The sequence below is a fragment of the Curtobacterium sp. GC_Cur_3 genome (assembly GCF_026544205.1).
Taxonomy (GTDB): Bacteria; Actinomycetota; Actinomycetes; order Actinomycetales; family Microbacteriaceae; genus Curtobacterium.
The window spans coordinates 188,541-211,768 of the sequence record NZ_JALNUI010000001.1 but is presented as its reverse complement, the minus strand read 5'-3'; the positions used below and the strand labels follow the sequence as shown (position 1 = coordinate 211,768).

Annotated in this window: 18 protein-coding genes; 17 read left to right on the top strand and 1 reads right to left on the bottom strand. The window is 72.3% G+C overall.

Features of this window, described 5'->3' with window-relative positions; genetic code table 11:
* Window positions 1–24 precede the first annotated feature (24 nt).
* The 5 genes from OXR63_RS00950 (at window position 25) to OXR63_RS00930 (ending at window position 7,607) form a co-directional block, all read left to right on the top strand.
* Complete coding sequence (locus tag OXR63_RS00950) at window positions 25–996, top strand: AAA family ATPase (protein ID WP_267419437.1); 972 nt, start codon at window positions 25–27, stop codon at window positions 994–996.
* Window positions 993–2,405, top strand: coding sequence for a DUF58 domain-containing protein (locus OXR63_RS00945; protein ID WP_267419412.1), 1,413 nt, complete (start codon window positions 993–995; stop codon window positions 2,403–2,405). Before OXR63_RS00950 ends, OXR63_RS00945 begins: the two co-directional genes overlap by 4 nt.
* Window positions 2,402–4,891, top strand: coding sequence for a transglutaminaseTgpA domain-containing protein (locus OXR63_RS00940; protein ID WP_267419411.1), 2,490 nt, complete (start codon window positions 2,402–2,404; stop codon window positions 4,889–4,891). Before OXR63_RS00945 ends, OXR63_RS00940 begins: the two co-directional genes overlap by 4 nt.
* 68 nt (window positions 4,892–4,959) lie before the next feature.
* Window positions 4,960–6,813, top strand: coding sequence for a hypothetical protein (locus OXR63_RS00935; RefSeq protein ID WP_267419409.1), 1,854 nt, complete (start codon window positions 4,960–4,962; stop codon window positions 6,811–6,813).
* Between the two features lie 110 nt (window positions 6,814–6,923).
* Window positions 6,924–7,607 carry a hypothetical protein gene (locus OXR63_RS00930; protein WP_267419407.1) on the top strand — a complete coding sequence of 228 codons (684 nt, stop codon included), beginning with the start codon at window positions 6,924–6,926 and terminating at the stop codon, window positions 7,605–7,607.
* Window positions 7,608–7,631: 24 nt separating this feature from the next.
* Here the strand turns inward: OXR63_RS00930 and OXR63_RS00925 are convergent, their stop codons facing one another.
* Entirely contained in the window at window positions 7,632–8,624 is a 993-nt protein-coding gene (locus tag OXR63_RS00925) for an asparaginase (RefSeq protein ID WP_267419405.1), read from the bottom strand.
* 81 nt (window positions 8,625–8,705) lie between these two features.
* Here OXR63_RS00925 and OXR63_RS00920 point away from each other — a divergent pair, with 81 nt between their 5' ends.
* The 12 genes from OXR63_RS00920 (at window position 8,706) to rbfA (ending at window position 23,216) form a co-directional block, all read left to right on the top strand.
* Entirely contained in the window at window positions 8,706–9,218 is a 513-nt protein-coding gene (locus tag OXR63_RS00920) for an OsmC family protein (RefSeq protein ID WP_267419404.1), read from the top strand.
* Between the two features lie 16 nt (window positions 9,219–9,234).
* Window positions 9,235–10,203, top strand: coding sequence for an FKBP-type peptidyl-prolyl cis-trans isomerase (locus tag OXR63_RS18285; protein ID WP_267419403.1), 969 nt, complete (start codon window positions 9,235–9,237; stop codon window positions 10,201–10,203).
* Between the two features lie 150 nt (window positions 10,204–10,353).
* On the top strand, window positions 10,354–11,448 hold the full coding sequence (gene dxr / locus OXR63_RS00910) for a 1-deoxy-D-xylulose-5-phosphate reductoisomerase (RefSeq protein ID WP_267419402.1): 1,095 nt from the start codon (window positions 10,354–10,356) through the stop codon (window positions 11,446–11,448).
* A 75-nt stretch (window positions 11,449–11,523) separates the two neighbouring features.
* Window positions 11,524–12,852, top strand: a complete 1,329-nt coding sequence (locus OXR63_RS00905; RefSeq protein ID WP_267419401.1) for a M50 family metallopeptidase — start codon at window positions 11,524–11,526, stop codon at window positions 12,850–12,852.
* Between the two features lie 39 nt (window positions 12,853–12,891).
* Window positions 12,892–14,385 carry a purine-cytosine permease family protein gene (locus OXR63_RS00900; protein ID WP_267419400.1) on the top strand — a complete coding sequence of 498 codons (1,494 nt, stop codon included), beginning with the start codon at window positions 12,892–12,894 and terminating at the stop codon, window positions 14,383–14,385.
* Window positions 14,382–15,020 (top strand): cysteine hydrolase family protein, encoded by a 639-nt coding sequence (locus OXR63_RS00895; RefSeq protein ID WP_308202136.1) that lies wholly within the window; start codon window positions 14,382–14,384, stop codon window positions 15,018–15,020. Before OXR63_RS00900 ends, OXR63_RS00895 begins: the two co-directional genes overlap by 4 nt.
* Before the next feature lie 31 nt (window positions 15,021–15,051).
* Complete coding sequence (gene ispG, locus OXR63_RS00890) at window positions 15,052–16,182, top strand: flavodoxin-dependent (E)-4-hydroxy-3-methylbut-2-enyl-diphosphate synthase (protein ID WP_267419433.1); 1,131 nt, start codon at window positions 15,052–15,054, stop codon at window positions 16,180–16,182.
* A gap of 59 nt (window positions 16,183–16,241) precedes the next feature.
* Window positions 16,242–17,993, top strand: coding sequence for a proline--tRNA ligase (locus OXR63_RS00885; RefSeq protein WP_267419398.1), 1,752 nt, complete (start codon window positions 16,242–16,244; stop codon window positions 17,991–17,993).
* Between the two features lie 312 nt (window positions 17,994–18,305).
* Window positions 18,306–19,298, top strand: coding sequence for a transcription termination factor NusA (gene nusA / locus OXR63_RS00880; protein ID WP_194625511.1), 993 nt, complete (start codon window positions 18,306–18,308; stop codon window positions 19,296–19,298).
* A gap of 99 nt (window positions 19,299–19,397) precedes the next feature.
* Window positions 19,398–19,736 (top strand): YlxR family protein, encoded by a 339-nt coding sequence (locus OXR63_RS00875; RefSeq protein WP_083393124.1) that lies wholly within the window; start codon window positions 19,398–19,400, stop codon window positions 19,734–19,736.
* Window positions 19,737–19,810: 74 nt separating this feature from the next.
* A complete protein-coding gene (gene infB / locus OXR63_RS00870; protein WP_267419396.1) occupies window positions 19,811–22,642 on the top strand; it encodes a translation initiation factor IF-2 in 2,832 nt (943 codons plus the stop codon).
* A gap of 112 nt (window positions 22,643–22,754) precedes the next feature.
* Window positions 22,755–23,216, top strand: coding sequence for a 30S ribosome-binding factor RbfA (rbfA, locus tag OXR63_RS00865; protein ID WP_267419394.1), 462 nt, complete (start codon window positions 22,755–22,757; stop codon window positions 23,214–23,216).
* Window positions 23,217–23,228 lie beyond the last annotated feature (12 nt).

The following is a 23,228-nucleotide window of genomic DNA, read 5'->3' as shown; positions in this document are numbered from 1 at the left end:
CGACACACGAGGAACGACACCCGCATGACCATGACCCCGGAGCAGGCCACCTGGTTCGCCGACGTCGCCGGCCGCATCGTGACCAACGTCGAGCAGGTGCTCCTCGGGAAGACGTTCGTGATCCGCCTGGCGGTCACGGCGATGCTCAGCGAGGGCCACCTCCTCCTCGAGGACGTCCCCGGCACCGGCAAGACGAGCATGGCCAGGGCGCTGGCGCAGAGCGTGCAGGGGTCGACGAACCGCATCCAGTTCACCCCGGACCTGCTGCCGGGGGACATCACCGGCATCAGCGTCTACGACCAGCGCCGGCAGGAATTCGAGTTCCACCGGGGCCCGGTCTTCTCCAACATCGTCCTCGCCGACGAGATCAACCGCGCGAGCCCCAAGACCCAGTCCGCTCTGCTCGAGGCGATGGAGGAGTCCGCGATCACCGTCGACGGCGTCACCCACCGCCTGGCCGCGCCGTTCATGGTCATCGCCACCCAGAACCCCGTCGAGCAGGCCGGCACCTACCGGCTCCCCGAGGCACAGCTCGACCGCTTCCTCATGAAGACGTCGATCGGCTACCCGGACCACGCCGCGACCGTGAAGATCCTCGAGACCTCCTCGGCACCGGCGTCGTCGGTCCCGATCGCGAGCGTCGTGCCAGCGGCCACGATCACCGAGATGGCCGCCGTCGCACGCACCGTGCACGTCGACCCGACGATCGCCGACTACGTCGCCCGCCTGGTCGACGCCACCCGGTCCGCCAGCGAGGTGCGGCTCGGCGTCAGCGTCCGCGGCGCGATGGGCCTGATGCGCGCCTCGCGGGTGTTCGCCGCCGTGAGCGGACGGCACTACGTCACCCCGGACGACGTCAAGGCCCTCGCCGAACCCGTCCTCGCGCACCGGCTGGTCCTCGACGCCGAGGCCGAGTTCGACGGCGTGAGCCCCTCGAGCGTCATCTCGCAGCTCCTGGTCGAGACCGCACCACCCGCCGACCGAGCAGTCGCGTGACCGACCGCCGGCCCGTCTCCACGCGCTCGCGCCGTCCCTCCTCGACGCGGTCGCGTCGCTCGAGCACGGCGTACGAACGCACCGGGACCGTCGCCGGCGTCACGAACGTCCGCAGCCGCCTGGTCGGCGACCGAGACGGGGTCGCCGCCGAGGCGGTGGTCGGGTCCGTCCGCCTGTGGCGCACCGCCAGGAGGCAGCTCACCCGTTCCTGGGACGAGGTCTCGTCCGTCGTCACCGGCCTGGGCTGGACGGTGGCGGTCCTCACGCTCGTCGCGTTCGTCCTCGGGTACCGCTTCGGTCTCCGGGAGGTCGTCGTCGTGGGCTTCGCCGGCGCCCTCCTCGTCGCGGTGGCGGCCGTCGCGCTGATCGGGCGCTCCCGCCTGCTCATCCGGATGAGCCGCCCGGTCCGCCGGGTCGCGGTCGGTGACGCCGCCGCGGTCACGGTCACCGCGGAGAACCCCACGCGGTTCCCGTCGGTGCCCACGACGGTCGAGGTCCCCGTCGGCTCCGGGCTCGTCGACGTCGCGATCCCGTCGATCGCCCCGCACGGCACCTTCGCGCGCGCGGTCCCCGTCCCGACGCTCCGGCGCGGGGTGCTCGACGTCGGACCGGTGACCGGCGTCCGCGCCGACCCCGTGGGGCTCGTCCGTCGGGAGCTCGTGTGGACCGACCGCGAGCAGGTCATCGTGCACCCGCGCACCGTCGCGATCCCGTCGACGAGCACCGGTCTGGTCCGCGACCTCGAGGGGCAGGCCACGACCGACCTCTCCCCGGCGGACATCTCCTTCCACGCGATCCGGGAGTACATGCCCGGCGACGACCCCAGGACCGTGCACTGGAAGTCCACGGCGAAGACCGGCGCGCTCATGGTGCGGCAGTTCGAGGACACCCGACGGTCCCACCTCGTCGTCGCACTCGGGCTGTCGCGCGCCGAGTTCGCGGACGAGGACGAGTTCGAGCTCGCCGTCAGCGCGGCGGCGTCCCTCGGCAGCCGAGCGGTCCGCGACGGCCGCGAGGTCACCGTCGTCGTCTCCGAGCGCACCCCGGAGTTCGCGAAGCGCGCCGTGTACGCCGTGCACCGACTGCCCACCGTCACCCCGACCCGGCTCCTCGACGCCTTCGCCTCGGTCGCCCTCGCCGACGCCACCCTCCCGGTGGCCGAGGTCGCGCGCATCGTCGGGAGCGACACCGCCGGGATCTCCGTCGCGTTCCTCGTCGTCGGGTCCACCGTCGAGCTGCCAACGCTCCGCCTCGCCGCCACCCGCTTCCCGATCGGCGTCGAGGTCGTCGCGGTGATCTGCGAGCCGGAGGCCGTCCCGCGCTTCGTCCGGGTGCCCGGCCTGACGGTGATGACGATCGGCTACCTCGACGACCTCCGCCACGCCCTCCACCGATCGGCCGCGGCATGAGCGCCCCGGTGGGCGCACCGGCGCGGTCGCGGCGGGACGACCGCCGTGCCGACCGGAGGAACGCGCGCCGGGTCTCGGTCTCCCGACTCGTCGGGAGCACCCTCGTCGTCTGGCTGCTCCTCGCCGTGGCGAGCCTCGCGTGGTGGCCGATCCACCGGTCGGACGCGATGATCGTCGCCGCGGTGACCGCCGTGGTCGGTGGCACGGTCGTCGCCCTGCTCGGTGCCGTGTACCGACTGCCCGCGGCAGCGGTCGCCGTCGCGACGGTCGCCCTCTTCGCCCTCACCGGGGTGCCCGCGGCGGTCCCCGGTCAGGCCAGAGGGCTGCTGCCCACCGGCCAGGGCCTGGTCGAGCTCTTCTCCGGCGTGGCCCTCGGCTGGAGGCGCCTGGTGACCATCAGCCTGCCCGTCGGCAGCTACGAGGCCCTGCTGGTGCCGTTCTTCGTGACGATCCTGCTCGCCACGGTGACCGCCGTGACGGCGGCGACCCGAGCCTCCCGGCCGGAACTGGCGAGCATCCCGCCACTGGTGCTGCTCGCGGCCGGGATCGTCCTGGGGCCGAGCCGGCTCGACACGTCGATCGCCCTGGCAGTGGTGCTCACCGGCATCGCGCTGGTGTGGGCGCTCACGGTGCGGCACGCGCGGCGCGCCGTCGCCGTGGCGCGGACCATCGGTGCCCGGGTCGCGGTCCGTCGGTCCGTCCTCCGGCCGGCGCTCGTCGGTACCGGCACCATCGTCGCCGCCGCGGTCGTGGCGACCGGACTCGGGCTCGTCGCGCCGCCGGCCACCTCACGCACCGTCGCGCGGACCGACGTCGTGAAGCCGTTCGACCCCCGCGACTACGTCAGCCCGCTCAGCGGGTTCCGGGCCTACGAGGAACCGGCGCAGGCGGACGCGACCCAGCTGCGCGTGACCGGGCTGCCCCGGGGCGGGTTCGTCCGGATCGCCACGCTCGACACCTGGGACGGCGTCGCCTACCGCGTGGGCGGTCCCGACGGGTCGTCGGCCTCCGGCACCTTCGAGCGGGTGCCGACCACCGTCGACGTCCGAGGCGTCCGCGGGAGGACCGTCGACGTGGGGGTGACGGTCGACGGGTACCGCGGTGTCTGGCTGCCGACCGTCGGGGACCTCGAGTCGGTGCGCTTCGCCGGCACGACGGGGGACCGGCAGCGCGCGGCGTTCTTCTACGACCGGTCCACCAGCACCGGTGCCGTCGTGGGCGGCGTCGCGGACGGCACCCGGTACGACCTGTCCGCGGTCGTCCCCGACCAGCCGACCGACGAGCAGCTGTCGGGTGCGCGACCCGGGACGGCGTCGGTCCCGGCACCCCGCAACGTGCCCGACGCGGTCCGGGACGCCGTCGACGCGACCACCGCCGACGCCGAGACGGACGGCGCGAAGCTCCTGGCGATGGTCCGCGCGCTGCAGCGGAACGGGTACGTCAGCCACGGGATCGGCGGCGACCGCGCCAGCCGGTCGGGCCACGGGGCCGACCGCATCCAGGAGCTCCTGACCGCGCCGCTCATGATCGGCGACCAGGAGCAGTACGCCGTCGCGGCGTCGCTGATGGCGCAGCAGATCGGGTTCCCGACGCGCGTGGTGCTCGGCTTCGCCTCCGGTGGCGACTCGGGCACGGCGCGCCCCGGCGCCACGGTGGCCGGCGTCACGACCCTGCGCGGGTCGGACGTCACCGCCCGCATCGAGGTCGACACCGCGCAGTGGGGCTGGGTGACGATCAACCCCAACCCCGCTGTGCGTGAGATCCCCCGGGACGAGGACCAGACCCCGAAGCCGGTCACCCGCCCGGAGACCGTCGTGCCGCCGCCTCCCGCCGAGCAGCAGGACCAGGACCAGCAGGCGCCCCCGCAGGCCGACCGGGACACCCCCGACCAGCCCCCGCTCTGGCTGCAGATCCTGCTCGCCGCCCTGCCGTGGGTGCTCGGCACGCTCGGCTTCGTCGCCCTCGTGCTGCTGCCGTTCGTCGTCATCGTCGCGATCAAGCGCACGCGTCGCCGTCGGCGTCGCCGCGGCCCCGACGCCCGAGCACGGATCACCGGGGCGTGGGACGAGTACCGCGATGCCCTCCTCGACCACGGTCACGCGGTCCCCGCGGCCGCCACGCGCCGCGAGGTCGGCGTGGGTGCCCCCGGCGAGGGCGGCTCCGGGCTCGCGGCGCTGGCCGACCGTGCCGTGTTCGGCCCCGCCGACGCGGACGACCGCGCTGCCGACCGGATGTGGCAGGCGACCGAGACCGCGATCGGCAGTCTGCAGGAGGGCCAGAACCGGCGTGCTCGGTTCCGCACGGCCGTGTCCACGCGGTCGCTGCGCACGGACCCCGTCGCCGCACGCATCCGGGACGCCACCCGTCCGCCAGCCGTGAGCACGGCGGGCGGTGGTCGCCGAGGACGCGGAGCCGACGGTGACTACGATGTCCGGAGGCCCGCCGAGCGTCGCAGCGGGCCGGACGAGGACAGAGGCAACCTGTGATCAGATGCGAACACTGCGGATCGGTGCTCCCGGACGGGGCGATCTTCTGCGGTGAGTGCGGGCGTGCGGTGAGCGCGGCTGCCAGCCGCCGGACCGTCGCTCCCGAGCCCGTCGATCGTGGTACCCCGCCGCCGCTCCAGCAGCCGGACGCGCACGGGCGCCGCCAGGACCCGGCCGCCGAGGCCTGGCTGCCGGAGTCGACGCTCGACCCCGCCACCCGCGCCTGGCTCACCGGCGCAGACCGCCAGGACGAGCACCCGCCGGCGGTGCCCGTCAGCACGCCCGACTCCTTCGCACCGCGCACCGCGCCCACCCACGTGCACGGAGCCGGCAGCGGGCTGGGCGAGTGGAGCGGACGGCAGGACGCTCCCGTCGCGCCGGGGGAGCGTGCACAGGAGCACATCGCAGACGCCGACCAGCACGACCGCCAGGCATCGGCGCACGGCGTCAGCGAGGACGACCCCGAGGTCACCCGGGTTGCTCCGCGGACTCAGGCGCAGGCGCCGTTGGCAGGTCCTCCTGCGCCCGCCATGGCTCCGGTGTCCGGTCCGCCGGCGCCGGCGCCGGCGCCCGGTCCGGGTCCCGCGGTCAACGAGTCCGTCGACCAGGCCCCCGAGCCGGTCGTCGACTCCGCACCCGTCTGGGCGCCGCCGCAGGAGCAGCAGGCACCCGCCGCGCCGAGTGCACCGTCGTGGTGGATCGGCCGCGCCACCGACGACCGGGCGACCGCCGAACCGGACGAGGCCCCGGCGGGCACCGGCCCGGGTTCGGGCACGGGTGCAGGTGCGGCGACCGATGCACCCGACGGTGCCCGTCCCGAGGGTGTCCGTCCCGAGGGTGTCCGTCCTGAGGGTGTCCGTCCCGACGACCAGGCCGGACAGCCGTCGGCGGTCGCCCGCACCGAGGAGCCCCCTCCCGCTCCCGCTGCGACCGACACCGACCACGAGTCGGCCGCCCATCGGGACGACACCGCCCGCTCCGGGGACACCGCCGTCGTCGAGCCGCTCGTCGACCGGCAGCCACCCAGGCCCACCTCCCTGGTCCAGCCGGGCGCCCACCACCCGACCACCTGTCACGTGTGCGGGCACCACCTCGAACCCGACGACATCTTCTGCAACGAGTGCGGCGCGGTCCGACCCGCGGTGACGGCGGCCTTCACCGGCCCGGTGGTGCCGCTGCCGATGCTGCGGCCCGACTGGGCAGCGCGCGACCTCGACGCGGGGGACGGGGCCGACCCGACGCCTGCCGCCGACGACGAGACGGCCGCGGGTGATGCGGCTGCGGACGAGGCGGCTGCTGACGAGACGGCTGCGGACGATGCAGCCACGCCCCCGACGCCCGACCAGCCGGTCGCGGACGCGCCGCGCGCGGCACCCCTCCCGCCGCTGCCGGACACGACCGAGGACGCGGCAGACCCGACCGCCCAGGAGGCCCGGGTCGAGTCGGCCGCGCCGGCTCCGCTCGTGGACGCGGTGACGTCGAGCGCCGCTCCGAGCGCCGCTCCGGTCGACGAGGTCGCCGCGGGCGAGCACGCTCCGGCGCCGGACGACGACGAGGACGTGGACGAGACCCGGATCGTGTCGAAGACACCGACCCGAGCGCCGTTCGTGCTGCACTTCAGCACCGGCGAGCGGCTCGGCCTGCACGGCACGGCGCTCTTCGGACGGCTTCCGCGCCCCGAGCCGGGCGAGCGGTTCGACGACCTGCTCACCATCCACGACCCGGGGAAGTCCGTGTCGAAGACGCACCTGGAACTCGGGCGGGACGGCGACGACCTCTGGGTCTCCGACCGGTTCTCCGGCAACGGGTCGGTCATCCGACACATCGACGGCTCGATCCGGCGGTGCGAGCCCGGTCGGCGCTACCGCGTCGAGCGGGGCGCGCGCGTGGACGTCGGCGAGCAGTTCTTCCTCGTGCAGTAGTCCTCGCCGCTCTGCGCGGGACTCCTCCACAGCAGTGACCACGGGCCGATCCATCCACGGATGGGTCGGCCCGCGGTCGTCGGCGGGACGGACTGCGGTGGACTCAGGGCATGCGCGCCTCGGTCATCCGGTTCCTCGTCCTCTCCTCGGGAGTCCTCCTCGGCGTCGTCGCGCTCGTCCACCGCTCGACAGGCGGCGCCGCCTGCGCCCTGGTCCTGCTGGCAGTCACGGTGCTGGTGCGTGATCCCGTCGTCGTCGAGCAGGAGCCGGAGCTCCCTCCAACGCACCTGCCGGCCGAGCCCGACATTCCCGCCGCCGCGACCCTCGACGCGCTCCCCGTGGGGACCGACCCGGACGGACGGCTGGTCCACCTCGACGCCACCCTCGGGGTCGTCGTGATCGGCCACGGAGCCCTCGCAGTCGGCGTGTTCACGGCACTCGCGGCCGCGTTGAGCGCGGCGGCGGACGACACCCACGACGTCCGGCTCGCCGCCGGGGACGGCGTCGCACTGCCGGCGGGGCGGCGCGGCATGGCCGCCGGTGCTGCCGTCGCGGTCGTGCTCGACGCGTCCGGGGTCCGGGTCGCGTCGGTCGTGGTCGTCCCGGACCTCCGGACGCTGCCGCGCGGACCGGCCTCGACGGTGGAGGTCAGCCGGTACGGGTGCACGGTGCGTGCCGACCCGGAAGCACCGCGCGGTGTGGCCGTCGCCCCGGCGCTGCCCGCGCTGGAACCCGCGGGAACGGCGACGTCGACGTCGGCGGCGTCCGACGACCCCGCGAGGGCCACCGCGTGACGCGGCAAGCCGCAGCTCGTCGGTTCAGCGCAGCCCGCCGCCGACCCGGACCGAGCCGACGGGCACCCCACCACCCAGGACCTTCTCGCCGGTGGCCCGGAGCACGTCGGCCACACCGTCCGCCGGCACCAGGCCGTTGCGCTGCAGCAGTGTCAGCGCCGCGAGGGTCCCCGCGCGGAGCGCCCCGTCGAGGACCTTCACGACGACCGCCGCGCCACCGGGCACCGCCATCACCATGACGCCCTCGGCGCCGAGCTTCGCGACGAGTCCCAGGCGCTCGATCGTCACGGTGTTGGCACGACCGACCCCGTCGATGGCCCAGGCGTTCGCCAGCACCGCGTCGGTGAGCGCCGCCGTGCCCGCATCCGACCGCTGGACGAACCCGGCGAGCCCGCGGGCCAGACCGGTCAGTGTGAGGGGGAACACCGGAGCGCCACAGCCGTCCGTGCCGACCACGTCGACGACCTCGCCCGTGGCGTCCTCGACCGTGGACCGCACGAGCTGCTGCAGGGGGTGCGCGATGTCCAGGTAGGTGGACTCGTCCCAGCCGTTCACCCGGCAGGCGGCGAGCATGCCGGCGTGCTTGCCGGAGCAGTTCATGGCGAGCCGCCGCGGCCCGGTCATGGTCTGCGCCGTCGCCCGGTCGAAGGGCATGTCCGGCGGGCAGCCGAGGTCGTCCTCGACGTGGTCGAAGGACGCGAGCATGTGCTCGGCGAGCGCCTGGTGCGACGGCGTCCCGGCGTGGCTCGCGGTCGTCATGACGAGTTCCGGTCCGGAGAACAGCGCGCCGGCCCGGCGGATCGCCAGCGCCTGGAAGGGCTTCATGGTGGACCTGGGGTAGATGCTCGCGGTCGCGTCACCGACGGCGTCGAGCACGGCACCGCTCGCGTCCACGACGACGCCCGCGCCGACGTGCCGGCTCTCGTCGAACCCGGAGCGCTCGAGCACCGCCAGTTCGACGGACCCCGCCGCGGTGAGAGGATGGCGGTCGGTGCGGACTTCGGTGCTCTCCGTCATACCGCGATCGTACCGAGCAGCGGAGGGCCCGAGCAGCAGCGGGCCCGAGCAGCACCACCGCCACCGAGACGAGGAGCCACCGTGCAGGACCACAGCTACGAGGTCGCCGTCCGCTGGACCGGCGACCGGGGCACCGGCACGAGCGGGTACCGGGAGTACGGCCGCGACCACGTCATCAGTGCAGCGGGCAAGCCGGACGTCGACGGCTCGGCCGACCCGACGTTCCGCGGCGACCGCGACCGGTGGAACCCCGAGGAGCTCCTCACGGCCGCGCTCGCCCAGTGCCACATGCTCAGCTACCTGCACGTCGCCGTCACCCAGGGCTTCACGGTCCTGGCGTACGAGGACCGCGCGACCGCCACCCTGAACCTCAACCGCGACGGCTCGGGGGAGCTCACCGGCGCCACGCTGCACCCCGTGGTCACGATCGCCGAGCCCGACCGCGTGGCCGACGCCGAGGCCGCGCACGCCCAGGCGAACGCGCTCTGCTTCATCGCACGCTCGGTGGCCTTCCCGGTGCACCACGAGGCGACCACGCTCGTGGCCCCGCAGGTCGACGAGAGCGCACTCGGATCGGACTCATCGACAGCGTGAGGCAGACTGGGTCCTCGTGAAGCGTCCCCGCCTGCTCCCGATCGCCCTCGTGCCCGTCGTCCTCCTCGGGCTCGCCGCCTGCTCCGGCTCCGGATCCGGGGGTGCGTCGTCGTCGCCCTCCGCCTCCACGAGCGGGACGCCCGCCGCGATCACCAGCTGCCCGAAGCCCGGCAAGTCCTCCGACGCGATCGACGTCTCCGGCGACTTCGGTGGGAAGACCGCTCCGAAGGTGAAGTTCGACAAGGGCCTCACGGCGTCCTCCCCGCAGGCCTCCACCGTCATCAAGGGCTCCGGCGACGACCTCAAGTCCGGCCAGTACGCGCAGGTGGCCTACAGCGTCTACCAGGCGTCGAACGCGAAGAAGCTCGGCACGGTCGGCTTCGACCAGGGCAACCCCCAGGTGCTGACGGTCGGCGGCAGCGGCTTCGGTGCGCTCCTGGCCTGCTCGACCGTCGGTGACCGCCTCGCGGCCATCGGTTCCTCCTCGGCGCTCGGCTTCACGACCGGTGGCGACATCGTCGTGGTCGCCGACGTCATCGCGAAGACCCCCACCAAGGCCACGGGCACGCCGCAGGACCAGAAGTCCGAGCTGCCGACGGTCAAGGACAAGGCCGACGGCGAGCCGCAGATCACCATCCCGGACGTCGCGGCCCCGAGCACCACCACCCCGGAGGTCATCAAGCAGGGCGACGGCGCCGCGGTGGCCGAGGGCGACACGGTGCTCGTGCAGTACAAGGGCGTCGTCTACGACGGCGGCAAGGAGTTCGACTCCTCGTGGTCGAAGGGCGCGCCCACCACGTTCACGATCGCCGAGGGCCAGCTCATCAAGGGCTTCGTCACCGGGCTCGTCGGCCAGAAGATCGGCTCGCAGGTGATGATCGTCGTGTCCCCCGCGGACGGCTACGGCGCGACCCCGCCCGAGGGCTCGGGCATCCCGAAGAACGCCACGCTCGTCTTCGTGGTCGACCTCCTCGCGAAGGGCTGAGCGACCGGATCTCCGCTCGGTGCGGGGTTGACCACCCCGTGCGACCCGACAGGCTCGCACCCCGTGGTCAACCTCGCACCGAGCACCAGCCGGGCAGCCGGGCTGCACCGCCCGGCCCGGCCCACCGACGCCGTCGGTAGGTTGGGACCCATGGACACCACCCCGGCCCGTCGCCGCGTCGTCATCCTCGGCAGCACCGGCTCCATCGGCACCCAGGCTCTCGACGTGATCGCGCGGAACCCCGACCGCTTCGAGGTCGTCGGGCTCACCGCCGGCAGCAACACCGCCCTGCTCGCGGAGCAGGCCCGGGCGTTCGACGTCCACGAGACCGCGCTCGGCGCCACCGACGCCGAACGCCTCGTCCGCAGCGTCGAGGCCGACGTCGTCCTCAACGGCATCACCGGCTCGGTCGGCCTCGGCCCGACGCTCGCGACGCTCGAGACCGGCGCGACGCTGGCACTGGCGAACAAGGAGAGCCTCATCGTCGGCGGTCCGCTCGTGCAGGCCGCCGCCGCGCCGGGGCAGATCGTGCCCGTGGACAGCGAGCACTCCGCCATCGCCCAGGCCCTCCGCTCCGGCGCGGACACCGAGGTCCGCCGACTGGTCCTCACCGCGAGCGGCGGCCCCTTCCGTGGACGCAGCCGCGCCGAGCTCCGCGACGTCACCCCCGCGCAGGCGCTCGCGCACCCGACGTGGGACATGGGCCTCGTCGTGACGACGAACTCCGCGACGCTGGTCAACAAGGGCCTCGAGGTCATCGAGGCCCACCTGCTCTTCGGCGTGCCCTACGACCGCATCGACGTCACGGTGCACGCGCAGTCGATCGTGCACTCGATGGTCGAGTTCGTCGACGGCTCCACCATGGCCCAGGCCTCGCCCCCGGACATGCGCCTGCCGATCGCGCTCGGCATGGCCTGGCCGCACCGGGTGCCGGAGGTCGGGGTGCCGCTCGACTGGACGACGGCCAGCACCTGGACCTTCGAGCCGCTCGACACCGAGGCCTTCGGTGCGGTCGCCCTCGCGAAGCGCGTCGGGGAGCTCGGCGGCACGTACCCGGCGGTCTTCAACGCCGCGAACGAGCAGGCCGTCGCCGCGTTCCACGCCGGCGCGATCGGCTTCCTCGACATCGTCGACACGGTCGAGCGGATCGTCGAGACCCACACGCCGGGGGAGTCCTCGCTCGAGGGCGTGCTCGCCGCGGAACGCTGGGCGCGCGAGGCCGCGGACCGCGCGCTGACGCGCTGACCCGGTCGGGAGGCTCGACCCACCACCCAGCGCGCGCTCGGCTGGTTCTTCGAATCCGTCCCGTACGCTGCTCCGGTGACCGTCGGAACCGTGCTCCTGTTCGTCCTCGGCGTCGTCGTCTTCATCGTCGGCCTGCTGATCTCGATCGGGCTCCACGAGCTCGGTCACCTCGCGTTCGCCAAGCTCTTCGGGGTGAAGGTGACGCAGTACTCGCTCGGCTTCGGCAAGGCCGTCTGGTCGTTCCGCCGCGGTGAGACCGAGTACGGCATCCGGCCGATCCTGCTCGGCGGCTACATCTCGATGGTCGGCATGCTCAAGCCGCGAGCGTCCGGCCGGGCGATCACGAACACCGGCATGTACAGCGCGTTCATCCAGGACGCCCGTCAGGCCAGCGCCGAGCAGATCGCCGAGTCCGGCGGGGACGACTCCCGGGCGTTCTACCGCCTGACCCCGTGGAAGCGGATCATCGTCATGGTGGCCGGTCCGGCGATGAACCTGGTGATCGGTGTCCTGCTCTTCGGCGTGCTGCTCGTCGGGTTCGGCGCACCGACCACCACCTTCACCTCCCGCGTCGACTGCGTCCTGCCGACCACCGCGAGCACCAGCTGCTCCCCGGACGACGACGTCTCCCCGGCCAAGCAGGCGGGGCTGCGGTCCGGCGACGTCGTCGTGGCGGTCGACGGCGAGCAGGACCCCACGATCACGCAGGTCTCCGACGCCTTCCAGAAGTCCGCCGGCACGCCGGTCGCGGTCGTGGTGCAGCGCGACGGGGAGCGGAAGACCGTCGAGGTCACCCCGACCCTCGCGACGCGCGACGTCTACGACGCGCAGGGCAAGATCGTCCAGGAGGCCGACGGCACCGCGAAGACGCAGCAGGTGGGTGTCGTCGGGGTCAGCATCGGGCAGACCCTCGTCCGGCAGTCGCCCGCGGCGGTGCTCCCGGCGACGGGCGCGCAGATCGGCGCCTCGGTGCACCTCATCGTCGACCTGCCGCAGCGTCTCGTCGCGGTGTGGAACGCGGCCTTCGGCTCCCAGGCCCGTTCGGCCGACAGCCCCGTGTCCGTGGTCGGCGTCGGTCGTGCCATCGGGACCGTGTCGTCGATGAGCGGCGTGCCCGTGGTCGACAAGATCTACACGATCCTCGGCCTGCTGGCCTCGCTCAACATCGGCCTCTTCGTGCTCAACATGGTGCCGCTGCTGCCCCTCGACGGCGGGCACATCGCCGGCGCGCTGTGGGAGGCCGTCAAGCGCCGCACGTTCACGCTCGTCGGCAAGGCGGACCCGGGCGCGATCGACCTCGCGAAGACGATGCCGCTGACGATGGTCGTCGTCGTGCTGCTGGCCGGCATGAGCGCGCTGCTCATCTACGCCGACATCGTCCGGCCGGTCAACCTCTTCGGCTAGCGGCTGTCCGGTGCCCTCGGGCAGCACTACGCTCTCCGCATGAGCACAGCGCCCGAGGTCCGCACGGTCGAGCGGCAGGGCATCGACGTCATCGCCGAGTCCGAGCGGAAGGGGCGCCCCCGCGGGCTGTTCTGGCCGTGGTTCGCGGCCAACATCTCCGTCCTCGGGCTGAGCTACGGCTCGTTCGTGCTCGGGTTCGGCATCTCCGCCGCCCAGGCCACGATCGTGTCGGTCGTCGGGGTGGCGTTCTCGTTCCTGCTCTGCGGCGTCGTCGCGATCGCGGGGAAGCGCGGGTCCGCACCGACGATGGTCCTCAGCCGTGCCGCGTTCGGTGTGCGCGGCAACCGGCTGCCGTCCTTCCTCAGCTGGATCCTCACCGTCGGGTGGGAGACGGCGCTCGCGTCCCTCGCCGTGCTGGCGACCTCGACGGTGTTCCGTGAGCTCGGGTGGGACGACGGCGTGCTGACGAAGCTCGTCGCGCTCGTCGTCGTCGCGGCGCTCGTCATCGGCGCCGGCATCGCCGGGTTCGACGTCATCATGCGGCTGCAGACGTGGATCACGGTCATCACCGCCGTGCTGACGGTCGTGTACATCGTGCTCGCCGTCCCCTCGATCGACCTCGGCGCCCTCGCGGACCTGCCGTCGGGCAGCACGCAGAACGTGATCGGGGCGCTGGTGCTCGTCATGACCGGCTTCGGACTCGGCTGGGTGAACGCGGCCGCCGACTACTCCCGGTACCTGCCGCGGTCGGCGTCGACCGGCGGCGTGGTGTGGTGGACGACGTTCGGCGGAGCCCTCGCGCCCGCGGTGCTCGTCGTCATCGGCGTGCTGCTCGCCGGTTCGTCGAAGGACCTCAGCGCCGCGATCGGCGCCGACCCGATCGGTGCGCTGACGACCCTGCTGCCGGTCTGGTTCCTCATCCCGTTCGCCCTGGTCGCCGTGCTCGGTCTCGTCGGGGGCGCCGTGCTCGACATCTACTCGTCCGGCCTCGCGCTCCTGAGCGCCGGGGTCCGCATCCCGCGTCCGGCCGCAGCCGGTGTGGACGGCGTGCTCATGGTCGCCGGCGCGATCTACGTCGTCTTCTTCGCGAAGGACTTCATCTCCCCGTTCCAGGCCTTCCTCGTCACGCTCGGCGTGCCCGTCGCCGCCTGGTGCGGGGTCTTCGTGGCCGACGTGCTGCTCCGACGCCGGGCCTACGCGGAGGGTGAGCTCGACAGCGTCGGCGGCCGCTACGGCGACGTGCGGTGGGGTGCGATCGCCCTGGTGCTCGTCGGCACTGCGCTCGGCTGGGGTCTCGTCACGAACACGTACGGCGTGCCGTCCTGGTTGAACTGGCAGGGGTACCTGCTCGAGCCGTTCGGCCTCGGCGGGCGCACCGGAGCGTGGGCGTACGCGAACCTCGGCGTGCTCGTCGCCCTCGTCGTCGGCTTCGTCGGGACGCTCGCCACCGCGCGGGGCGCCGTCCGTCGGCAGGAGGCGCAGCCGGTCACCGAGCCGATCAGCAGCGTCCCGGACGCGGAGCTGCAGCGGTGACGACGACCGACCCGATGACGACGACCGACCCGATGACCACGACCGACACGGCACCGTGGCTCGTCGTGATCGACATGCAGCGGGTCTTCACCGGCGACAGCGCCTGGGCCGCGCCGGGCTACGCGCGCGCTGCGACCGCCATCGAACGGCTCCTGCCGCGGTTCGCCGGTCGGACCGTCCGCACGCGGTTCGTCGCCCCTGAGCACCCGGAGGGTGCCTGGGTCGACTACTACCGGGACTGGCCCTTCGCCCTCGTGCCCGACGCCGACCCCCTGTACGAGCTGACCGAGCCGTTCGGGGCGGTGGACGGCCCCGTCGTCACCGAGCCGACGTTCGGCAAGTGGGGGACCAGCCTCCAGACGGTCGTCGGTGACCACCCGCACCTGGTGCTGACCGGGGTGTCGACCGACTGCTGCGTGCTCGCGACGGCGCTGGCGGCGGCGGACGCCGGTGCCCGGGTGACGGTCGTGGCCGGTGCCTGCGCAGGAGCGAGCGACGCCGACCACGAGCGCGCACTCGACGCCATGCGGCTGTACGCGCCGCTCGTCACCGTCGTCGACACCCTCGACACCCTCGACGACTGCCCGGGTGACCCGCCCCGGGTTGGGGGCAGCCGTGTCGGTGTGAGCGCGTAGAGTCCATGTCGTGCCCGCTGTGAATCTCGGTATGCCCAAGGTCCCCGAAACCCTCGCCCCTCGCCGCAAGTCCCGCCAGATCCGGGTCGGCAAGGTGCTCGTGGGCGGCGACGCGCCCGTGTCCGTGCAGTCGATGACCACGACGCCGACCACGAACATCAACGCGACGCTCCAGCAGATCGCGGAGCTGACCGCGTCCGGCTGCGACATCGTCCGGGTGGCCGTCCCCACGCAGGACGACGCCGACGTGCTGCCGATCATCGCGAAGAAGTCGCAGATCCCCGTCATCGCGGACATCCACTTCCAGCCGAAGTACGTCTTCCAGGCGATCGACGCCGGCTGCGCCGCGGTCCGCGTGAACCCGGGCAACATCCGCAAGTTCGACGACCAGGTCGGCGCGATCGCCGCGGCGGCCAAGGCGGCGGACGTCAGCCTGCGCATCGGCGTCAACGCCGGGTCCCTCGAGCCGAGCATCATGCAGAAGTACGGCAAGGCCACGCCGGAAGCGCTCGTCGAGTCCGCCGTGTGGGAAGCCTCCCTGTTCGAGGAGCACGACTTCCACGACTTCAAGATCTCGGTCAAGCACAACGACCCGGTCGTCATGGTCAAGGCCTACCGGCTGCTCGCGGAGCGCGGCGACTGGCCGCTGCACCTCGGGGTGACCGAGGCCGGCCCGGAGTTCCAGGGCACGATCAAGAGCGCCACGGCGTTCGGCATCCTGCTCGGCGAGGGCATCGGCGACACCATCCGCGTCTCCCTGTCGGCGCCCCCTGCACTCGAGGTCAAGGTCGGCCTGCAGATCCTGCAGTCGCTCAACCTCCGCGAACGCAAGCTCGAGATCGTCTCCTGCCCGAGCTGCGGCCGCGCGCAGGTCGACGTCTACCAGCTCGCGAACGACGTGACCTCGGGGCTCGAGGGCATGACCGTCCCGCTCCGCGTCGCCGTGATGGGCTGCGTCGTGAACGGGCCCGGTGAGGCACGGGAGGCCGACCTCGGCGTCGCGTCGGGCAACGGCAAGGGTCAGATCTTCGTCAAGGGCCAGGTCATCAAGACCGTCCCCGAGAACGAGATCGTGAAGACCCTCATCGACGAGGCCAACCGCCTGGCCGACGAGATGGGCCCGGCCGCGGGCACGGGCAAGCCGCTCGTCGTCACGTCCTAGTCATCCACAGCCAGCGGGCCCGAGCGTTCGGGTCCGCTGCGCGCCGCTAGGCTTGCGTCGTGGTCACACGGCTCTCGCATCTCTTCCTCCGTACGCTCCGCGACGACCCCTCCGACGCCGAGGTGACGAGCGCGAAGCTCCTCGTCCGCGCCGGGTACATCCGTCGCCAGGCCCCCGGCATCTTCGCCTGGCTGCCGCTCGGCCTCCGGGTCCGTGCGCGCATCGAGGGCATCATCCGCCAGGAGATGGAGCGCGCCGGTGCGCAGGAGGTCCTGCTGCCGGCCCTCGTCCCGCGTGAGCCGTACGAAGCCACGAACCGGTGGACCGAGTACGGCGACGGCATCTTCCGGCTCAAGGACCGCAAGGACGCCGACTACCTCCTCGCGCCCACGCACGAAGAGCTGTTCGCCCTGCTCGTGAAGGACCTGTACTCCTCGTACAAGGACCTCCCCGTCACGCTCTTCCAGATCCAGGACAAGTACCGCGACGAGGCCCGCCCGCGCGCCGGACTCCTGCGCGGCCGTGAGTTCACGATGAAGGACGCCTACTCGTTCGACGTCACCGACGAGGGGCTCGACCGCAGCTACCAGACGATGCGCGACGCCTACGAGCGCATCTTCACCCGCCTCGGTCTCGAGTACGCGATCGTCAAGGCCGACGCCGGTGCGATGGGCGGCTCGAAGTCCGAGGAGTTCCTGCACCCGATCGCCGTCGGTGAGGACACCTACGTGCGGAGCGCCGGCGGTTACGCGGCGAACGTCGAGGCCTACGTCACCGCGGTGCCCGACGCCCTGCCGATCGAGGGCCAGCCGGAACCCGTGCTGCTCCCGTCCGCGGACACCCCCACGATCCAGACGCTCGTCGACCATGCGAACCAGGTCGCCCCGCGCGACGGCGCACCCTGGACCGCCGCCGACACCCTGAAGAACGTCGTGCTCGCGCTCACGCAGCTCGACGGCACCCGCGAGCTCGTCGTCGTCGGGCTCCCCGGCGACCGCGACGTGGACCTCAAGCGCGCCGAGGTGGCCTTCGCCCCGGCCGAGGTCGAAGCCGCCGGGGACGACGACTTCCGCAAGCACCGCGGCCTGGTGAAGGGCTACATCGGCCCGCAGGTGCTCGGCGCCGACAGCGCGACCGGCATCCGCTACGTGGTCGACCCGCGCGTGGTCGACGGCGCCGCGTGGCTCACCGGAGCCAACGAGCGTGGCATCCACGTCGCCGGGCTCGTCGCCGGTCGCGACTTCGTGGCCGACGGCGTCGTCGAGATCTCGGACGTCCGCGCCGGCGACCCCGCACCGGACGGATCGGGCCCGCTCGAGATCGCCCGCGGCATGGAGATCGGGCACGTCTTCCAGCTCGGTCGGAAGTACGCCGAGGCGCTCGGCCTCAAGGTGCAGGACGAGAACGGCAAGCTCGCCACCGTCACGATGGGCTCGTACGGCATCGGCGTGACGCGCATCCTCGCCATCCTCGCCGAGGCCCACAACGACGAGAAGGGCCTCGCCTGGCCGAAGCACGTCGCACCGTTCGACGTGCACGTGGTCGCGACCGGCAGGGACACCACCGCCTACGACCTCGCCGAGTCGGTCGTCGCCGAGCTCGAGGGCGACCGCTACGACGTCCTGTACGACGACCGTCCCAAGGTGTCGCCCGGGGTCAAGCTCCGCGACGCCGAGCTCCTCGGCATGCCGATCGTCGTCGTCGCCGGCCGCGGCGCAGCCGACGGCATCGTCGAGCTCTGGAACCGCGTCACCGGCGACCGCACCGAGGTCCCCGTCGCGCAGCTGCGCGAGGCCGTCAGCGCGATCTGAGACAGGGGCGTCTCGCTGAGACGCCGCCTCGTCAGCGAGACGCCGCCGGAAACGGCGGCGTCTCGCTGTTCCAGGACCGTCTCGCGCTGTCGGGACCGTCTCGTCCGACACCGGACGGGAGGCGCGGTGCCGGATGGCACCGCGCCTCCCCACCGGCACGGCCGGGCCGCCGCTGGCGCGTCGGCCCGGAACCGGCGGCGCGGGCCCACGGTCCACGGCGCAGGTGGGCGACCCGCAGTGCGGTAGTCTGGACGCCGACTTCTGCGCGGTTCCAGTGCGCCGGAGCGACTCATCTGAATACGGAGGCCCTCGGTGAAGATCGATCTCGCAGTCCTGCGACTCATGGAGCGTGAACGGGAGATCCCGTTCGAAGAACTCGTCCAGATCATCGAGTCGGCCATCCTCACGGCCTACCACAAGCACACCGACGAGAACGGCGAGCCGGCCGACGCGCAGTCCCGCGTCGAGCTCGACCGCAAGTCCGGTGAGGTCAGCGTCTTCGTGCCGGAGCGCGACGACGAGGGCACCGTCATCGGCGAAGCCGTCGACCAGCCGAGTGACTTCGGACGCATCGCGGCGTTCGCGGCGAAGCAGGTCATCAACCAGCGCCTGCGCGACATCGGCGACGACAAGATCCTCGGCCAGTTCCGCGGGAAAGAGGGCGACATCGTCGCGGGCGTGGTCCAGCAGGGCCCGAACCCGAAGATGGTGCACGTCGACCTCGGCACCGTCGAGGCGATCCTGCCGCCCGAGGAGCAGGTCCCGGGGGAGTCCTACACGCACGGCTCCCGCATCCGCGTGTACGTGACGAGCGTCGGTCGTGGCCACAAGGGCCCGCAGATCATCGTCTCGCGCACCCACCCGGGTCTCGTGCGCAAGCTGTTCGCGCTCGAGGTCCCGGAGATCGCTTCCGGCGTGGTGGAGATCACCTCGCTCGCCCGCGAGGCCGGCCACCGCACGAAGCTCGCCGTCAAGGCGAACGAGCCCGGCGTGAACGCCAAGGGCGCGTGCATCGGTGAACTCGGTGCCCGTGTGCGTGCCGTGACGACGGAGCTCGGTGCCGAGAAGATCGACATCGTGGACTGGTCCTCGGACCTGGCGACCTTCGTGGCCAGCGCCCTGTCGCCGGCGAAGGTGACGAGCGCGTTCGTGCTCGACGCCTCGACGAAGGCCGTCCGCGCCCTCGTGCCGGACTACCAGCTCTCGCTCGCGATCGGCAAGGAAGGGCAGAACGCCCGCCTCGCCGCCAAGCTGACCGGTGCGCGGATCGACATCCAGCCGGACTCGATCCTCGACGAGGACTGAGGATCGACATCCAGACGAACCGCACCAGGACGGGCGTTTCGCTCGTGGCGAGGCCCCTCCGGGCGCGCCGGATCGCGGTCGTCGGAGGCAGGGAGTAGAGTGGTCGCCGTCAGAACGTGCATCGGCAGTCGCCGTCGCGCACCCCGATCCTCCCTCCTCCGAGTCGTCGCCCTGGGCGAAGACCTCGTGGTGGCGGATCCGAAGGCAGTCATGCCGGGCCGGGGGGCGTGGCTCACACCGACCGTCGAAGCGTACGAACTGGCCGTCAAGCGCCGGGCTTTCCGCCGGGCGCTGCGGCTGGGACGTGAACCGGACACGTCTGCGGTGCTCGAGTACCTGCGGCGTCTGCCCGAAGTGGAACCAATCCACGAGCGGCAGATCGACGCGGACGAGCGCACGGACACGACAGAACAGGCTGAACGGCTTATGGACAACTGATGAGCGGCTCGAAATGAGACCCATCATCCAGTGAGTCCTGCCCCTTGACGGGGTGGGACCCGTGAAGGAGAACAGTGGCGAAACCACGCGTACACGAGATCGCAAGCGAACTCGGCGTCGACAGCAAGACCGCACTCGAGAAGCTCAAGGAGCTTGGCGAATTCGTCAAGGGACCGAGCTCGAGCGTGGAACCCCCCGTGGCACGGAAGCTCCGTGCTGCCCTGCAGGCCGAGAGCGCAGCAGCGTCCTTGAAGCCCGCCGCAGCCCCCGCCCCCGCGGCGACGTCGGCTGCGCCCAAGCCCGGTGGCCCGAAGCCCGGCCCGAAGCGTCCCGCGCCGGCCCCCGAGCCCGAAGCCCCCGTGCAGCAGCCCGAGGACTCCGACGTGCCCGTCACGCCGGCACCGAAGTCGGTCGCGCAGCGCCAGGCCGAGGCCGAGGCTGCCCGCAAGGCCAAGGAAGCCGAGAAGGCCGCCGAGTCGACGGGTGAGACGTCGTCCACCGATGACGCCCCCAAGAACGACGCCGTCAAGCCGGGCAGCGCCAAGCCGTCCGCAGCCGGCCCCAAGCCGGGTGGCCCGAAGCCGGGTGCCCGTCCCGGGAACAACCCCTACGCGTCGAACCAGGGCATGGGCTCGCGCCCGCCGCGCCCCGGGAACAACCCCTTCGCATCGAACCAGGGCATGGGACAGCGTCCCGCCGGTGCTCCCGGTGCCGCTGGTGGGTCGGGCATCCCCCGCCCGCAGCCCCCGCGTCCGGGTGCACCCCGTCCGGGTGCTCCGCGTCCGGGTGGTCCCGGTCAGGCCAACCGTCCCAACGGCTTCGGGCAGCGCCCGGGCCAGGGTGGCGGCGGTCGTGGCGGCCCCGGTGGCGCACGTCCGGGTGCCGGTGGCGCCGGTGGCGGTTTCCCGCGTCCGGCGTTCAGCGGCCCGCGTCCCGCCGGTGGCGGCGGCCGTGGTCGTGGCCCCGGTGGCGGTACCGCTGGTGCGTTCGGTCGCGGTGGCGGCAAGAGCCGTGCCCGCAAGTCGAAGCGGACGAAGCGCGCCGAGTACGAGATGCGGCAGGCGCCGTCGCTCGGCGGCGTGCAGGTCCCTCGCGGCGACGGCAACACGGTCATCCGTCTCCGTCGTGGTGCGAGCATCTCGGACTTCGCGGACAAGATCGACGCGAGCCCCGGCAACCTGGTGACGGTGCTGTTCCACCTCGGTGAGATGGCGACCGCGACCGAGTCCCTGGACGAGGCCACCTTCGAGGTCCTCGGCGAGGAGCTCGGCTACCGCATCCAGGTCGTCTCGCCCGAGGACGAGGACCGCGAGCTCCTCGAGGGCTTCGACATCGACATCGACGCCGAGTACGCCGACGAGGACGACTCCGTCCTGCAGCAGCGTCCCCCGGTCGTCACCGTCATGGGTCACGTCGACCACGGCAAGACCCGACTGCTCGACGCCATCCGCAACTCCAAGGTGGTCGAGGGCGAAGCCGGCGGCATCACGCAGCACATCGGTGCCTACCAGATCGTCGCGCAGCACGAGGGCATCGACCGTCCGATCACGTTCATCGACACCCCTGGTCACGAGGCCTTCACCGCAATGCGTGCCCGTGGTGCGCAGGTGACGGACATCGCGATCCTGGTGGTCGCGGCGGACGACGGCATCATGCCGCAGACGATCGAGGCCCTGAACCACGCGCAGTCGGCGAACGTGCCGATCGTCGTCGCGGTCAACAAGATCGACAAGGACGGCGCCAACCCGGCGAAGGTCCGCCAGCAGCTCACCGAGTACAACCTGGTGGCCGAGGAGTACGGCGGAGACGTCATGTTCGTCGACGTGTCCGCACGGCAGAACATCGGCATCCAGGACCTCCTGGACGCCGTGCTGCTCACCGCTGACGCCGGACTCGACCTGCGTGCGAACCCCGACAAGGACGCCCGCGGTGTCGCGATCGAAGCGCGCCTGGACAAGGGCCGCGGCGCCGTCGCGACCGTGCTCATCCAGTCCGGCACGCTCCACGTCGGTGACGCCATCGTGGCGGGCACGGCCTACGGCCGCGTCCGTGCGATGACCGACGAGGACGGCAACCCGGTCACGGCTGCCACGCCGAGTCGTCCGGTGCAGGTCCAGGGTCTGTCCTCGGTGCCCCGCGCCGGTGACACCTTCCTGGTCACGGAGGAAGACCGTACGGCCCGTCAGATCGCTGAGAAGCGTGAAGCGGCCGAGCGCAACGCCCAGCTGGCCAAGGCCCGCAAGCGCATCTCGCTCGAGGACTTCACCCGTGCACTCGAAGAGGGCAAGGTCGACTCGCTCAACCTCATCATCAAGGGTGACGTCTCCGGTGCCGTCGAGGCACTCGAGCAGTCGCTCCTCGACATCGAGGTGGACGACAGCGTCCAGCTGCGCATCCTGCACCGCGGTGTGGGTGCGATCACCGAGTCGGACATCGACCTCGCCACGATCGACAACGCCATCGTCATCGGCTTCAACGTCCGTCCGGACGTCAAGGCCCGTGAGCGTGCCGCGCGTGAGGGCATCGACGTCCGGTTCTACTCGGTCATCTACAACGCACTCGAGGACATCGAGCAGTCCCTCAAGGGCATGCTCAAGCCCGAGTACGAAGAGGTGCAGTCCGGTGTCGCCGAGATCCGCGAGGTCTTCCGGTCCTCGAAGTTCGGCAACATCGCGGGTGTCATCGTCCGCTCCGGCACGATCACGCGCAACGCCAAGGCGCGCGTCATCCGTGACGGCGTGGTCCTGGCCGACGGACTTGCGATCGAGTCGCTCCGTCGCTTCAAGGACGACGTCACCGAGGTCCGTACGGACTACGAGGCCGGTATCGGTCTCGGCAAGTTCAACGACATCCAGCCCGGCGACGAGATCGAGACCACCGAGCTCGTCGAGAAGCCGCGCGACTGATCGTGTGACCACCCGAGCCCCGGCCTCCCTCAGGGGAGGCCGGGGCTCACCCCGTTCGACCAGGAACCACCAGCGGGACGCTCCGTCCCGCCTCTGCCTCAGGAGGCACCCCATGGCTGACCCGCAGCGCGCACGCAAGATGGCCGACCGCATCAAGGAGGTGGTCGCACGCCGCATCGACAAGGGGCTGCGGGACCCGCGGCTCGGCTTCGTGACGATCACTGACGTCCGGGTGACCGGCGACCTGCAGCACGCCTCGATCTTCTACACGGTGTACGGCACCGACGAGGAACGCGCCGACTCCGCCGCGGCGCTCAAGGCCGCCACCGGGCTGCTCCGCTCCGAGGTCGGCAAGAACATCACCGCACGGCTCACCCCGTCGCTCGAGTTCATCGCCGACGCCCTGCCCGACACCTCGGCGCACCTCGAGGACCTGCTCGTGCAGGCCCAGATGCGCGACGAGCAGGTCCGCGCAGCAGCCGAGGGCGCCGCGTACGCCGGCGACGCGGACCCGTACAAGCACGACGACGAGGACGACGACAGCGAGTCCGACGAGGACCCGACGCTCGCCTGACCCGAGGCGCGC

Coding starts and splice junctions, on each gene's coding strand:
- OXR63_RS00900 (WP_267419400.1), top strand. CDS start 12,892: ATGAGCACAGCGCCCGAGGTCCGCACGGTCGAGCGGCAGGGCATCGAC.
- rbfA (WP_267419394.1), top strand. CDS start 22,755: ATGGCTGACCCGCAGCGCGCACGCAAGATGGCCGACCGCATCAAGGAG.
- OXR63_RS00940 (WP_267419411.1), top strand. CDS start 2,402: ATGAGCGCCCCGGTGGGCGCACCGGCGCGGTCGCGGCGGGACGACCGC.
- OXR63_RS00950 (WP_267419437.1), top strand. CDS start 25: ATGACCATGACCCCGGAGCAGGCCACCTGGTTCGCCGACGTCGCCGGC.
- OXR63_RS00930 (WP_267419407.1), top strand. CDS start 6,924: ATGCGCGCCTCGGTCATCCGGTTCCTCGTCCTCTCCTCGGGAGTCCTC.
- ispG (WP_267419433.1), top strand. CDS start 15,052: ATGCCCAAGGTCCCCGAAACCCTCGCCCCTCGCCGCAAGTCCCGCCAG.
- OXR63_RS00925 (WP_267419405.1), bottom strand. CDS start 8,624: ATGACGGAGAGCACCGAAGTCCGCACCGACCGCCATCCTCTCACCGCG.
- dxr (WP_267419402.1), top strand. CDS start 10,354: ATGGACACCACCCCGGCCCGTCGCCGCGTCGTCATCCTCGGCAGCACC.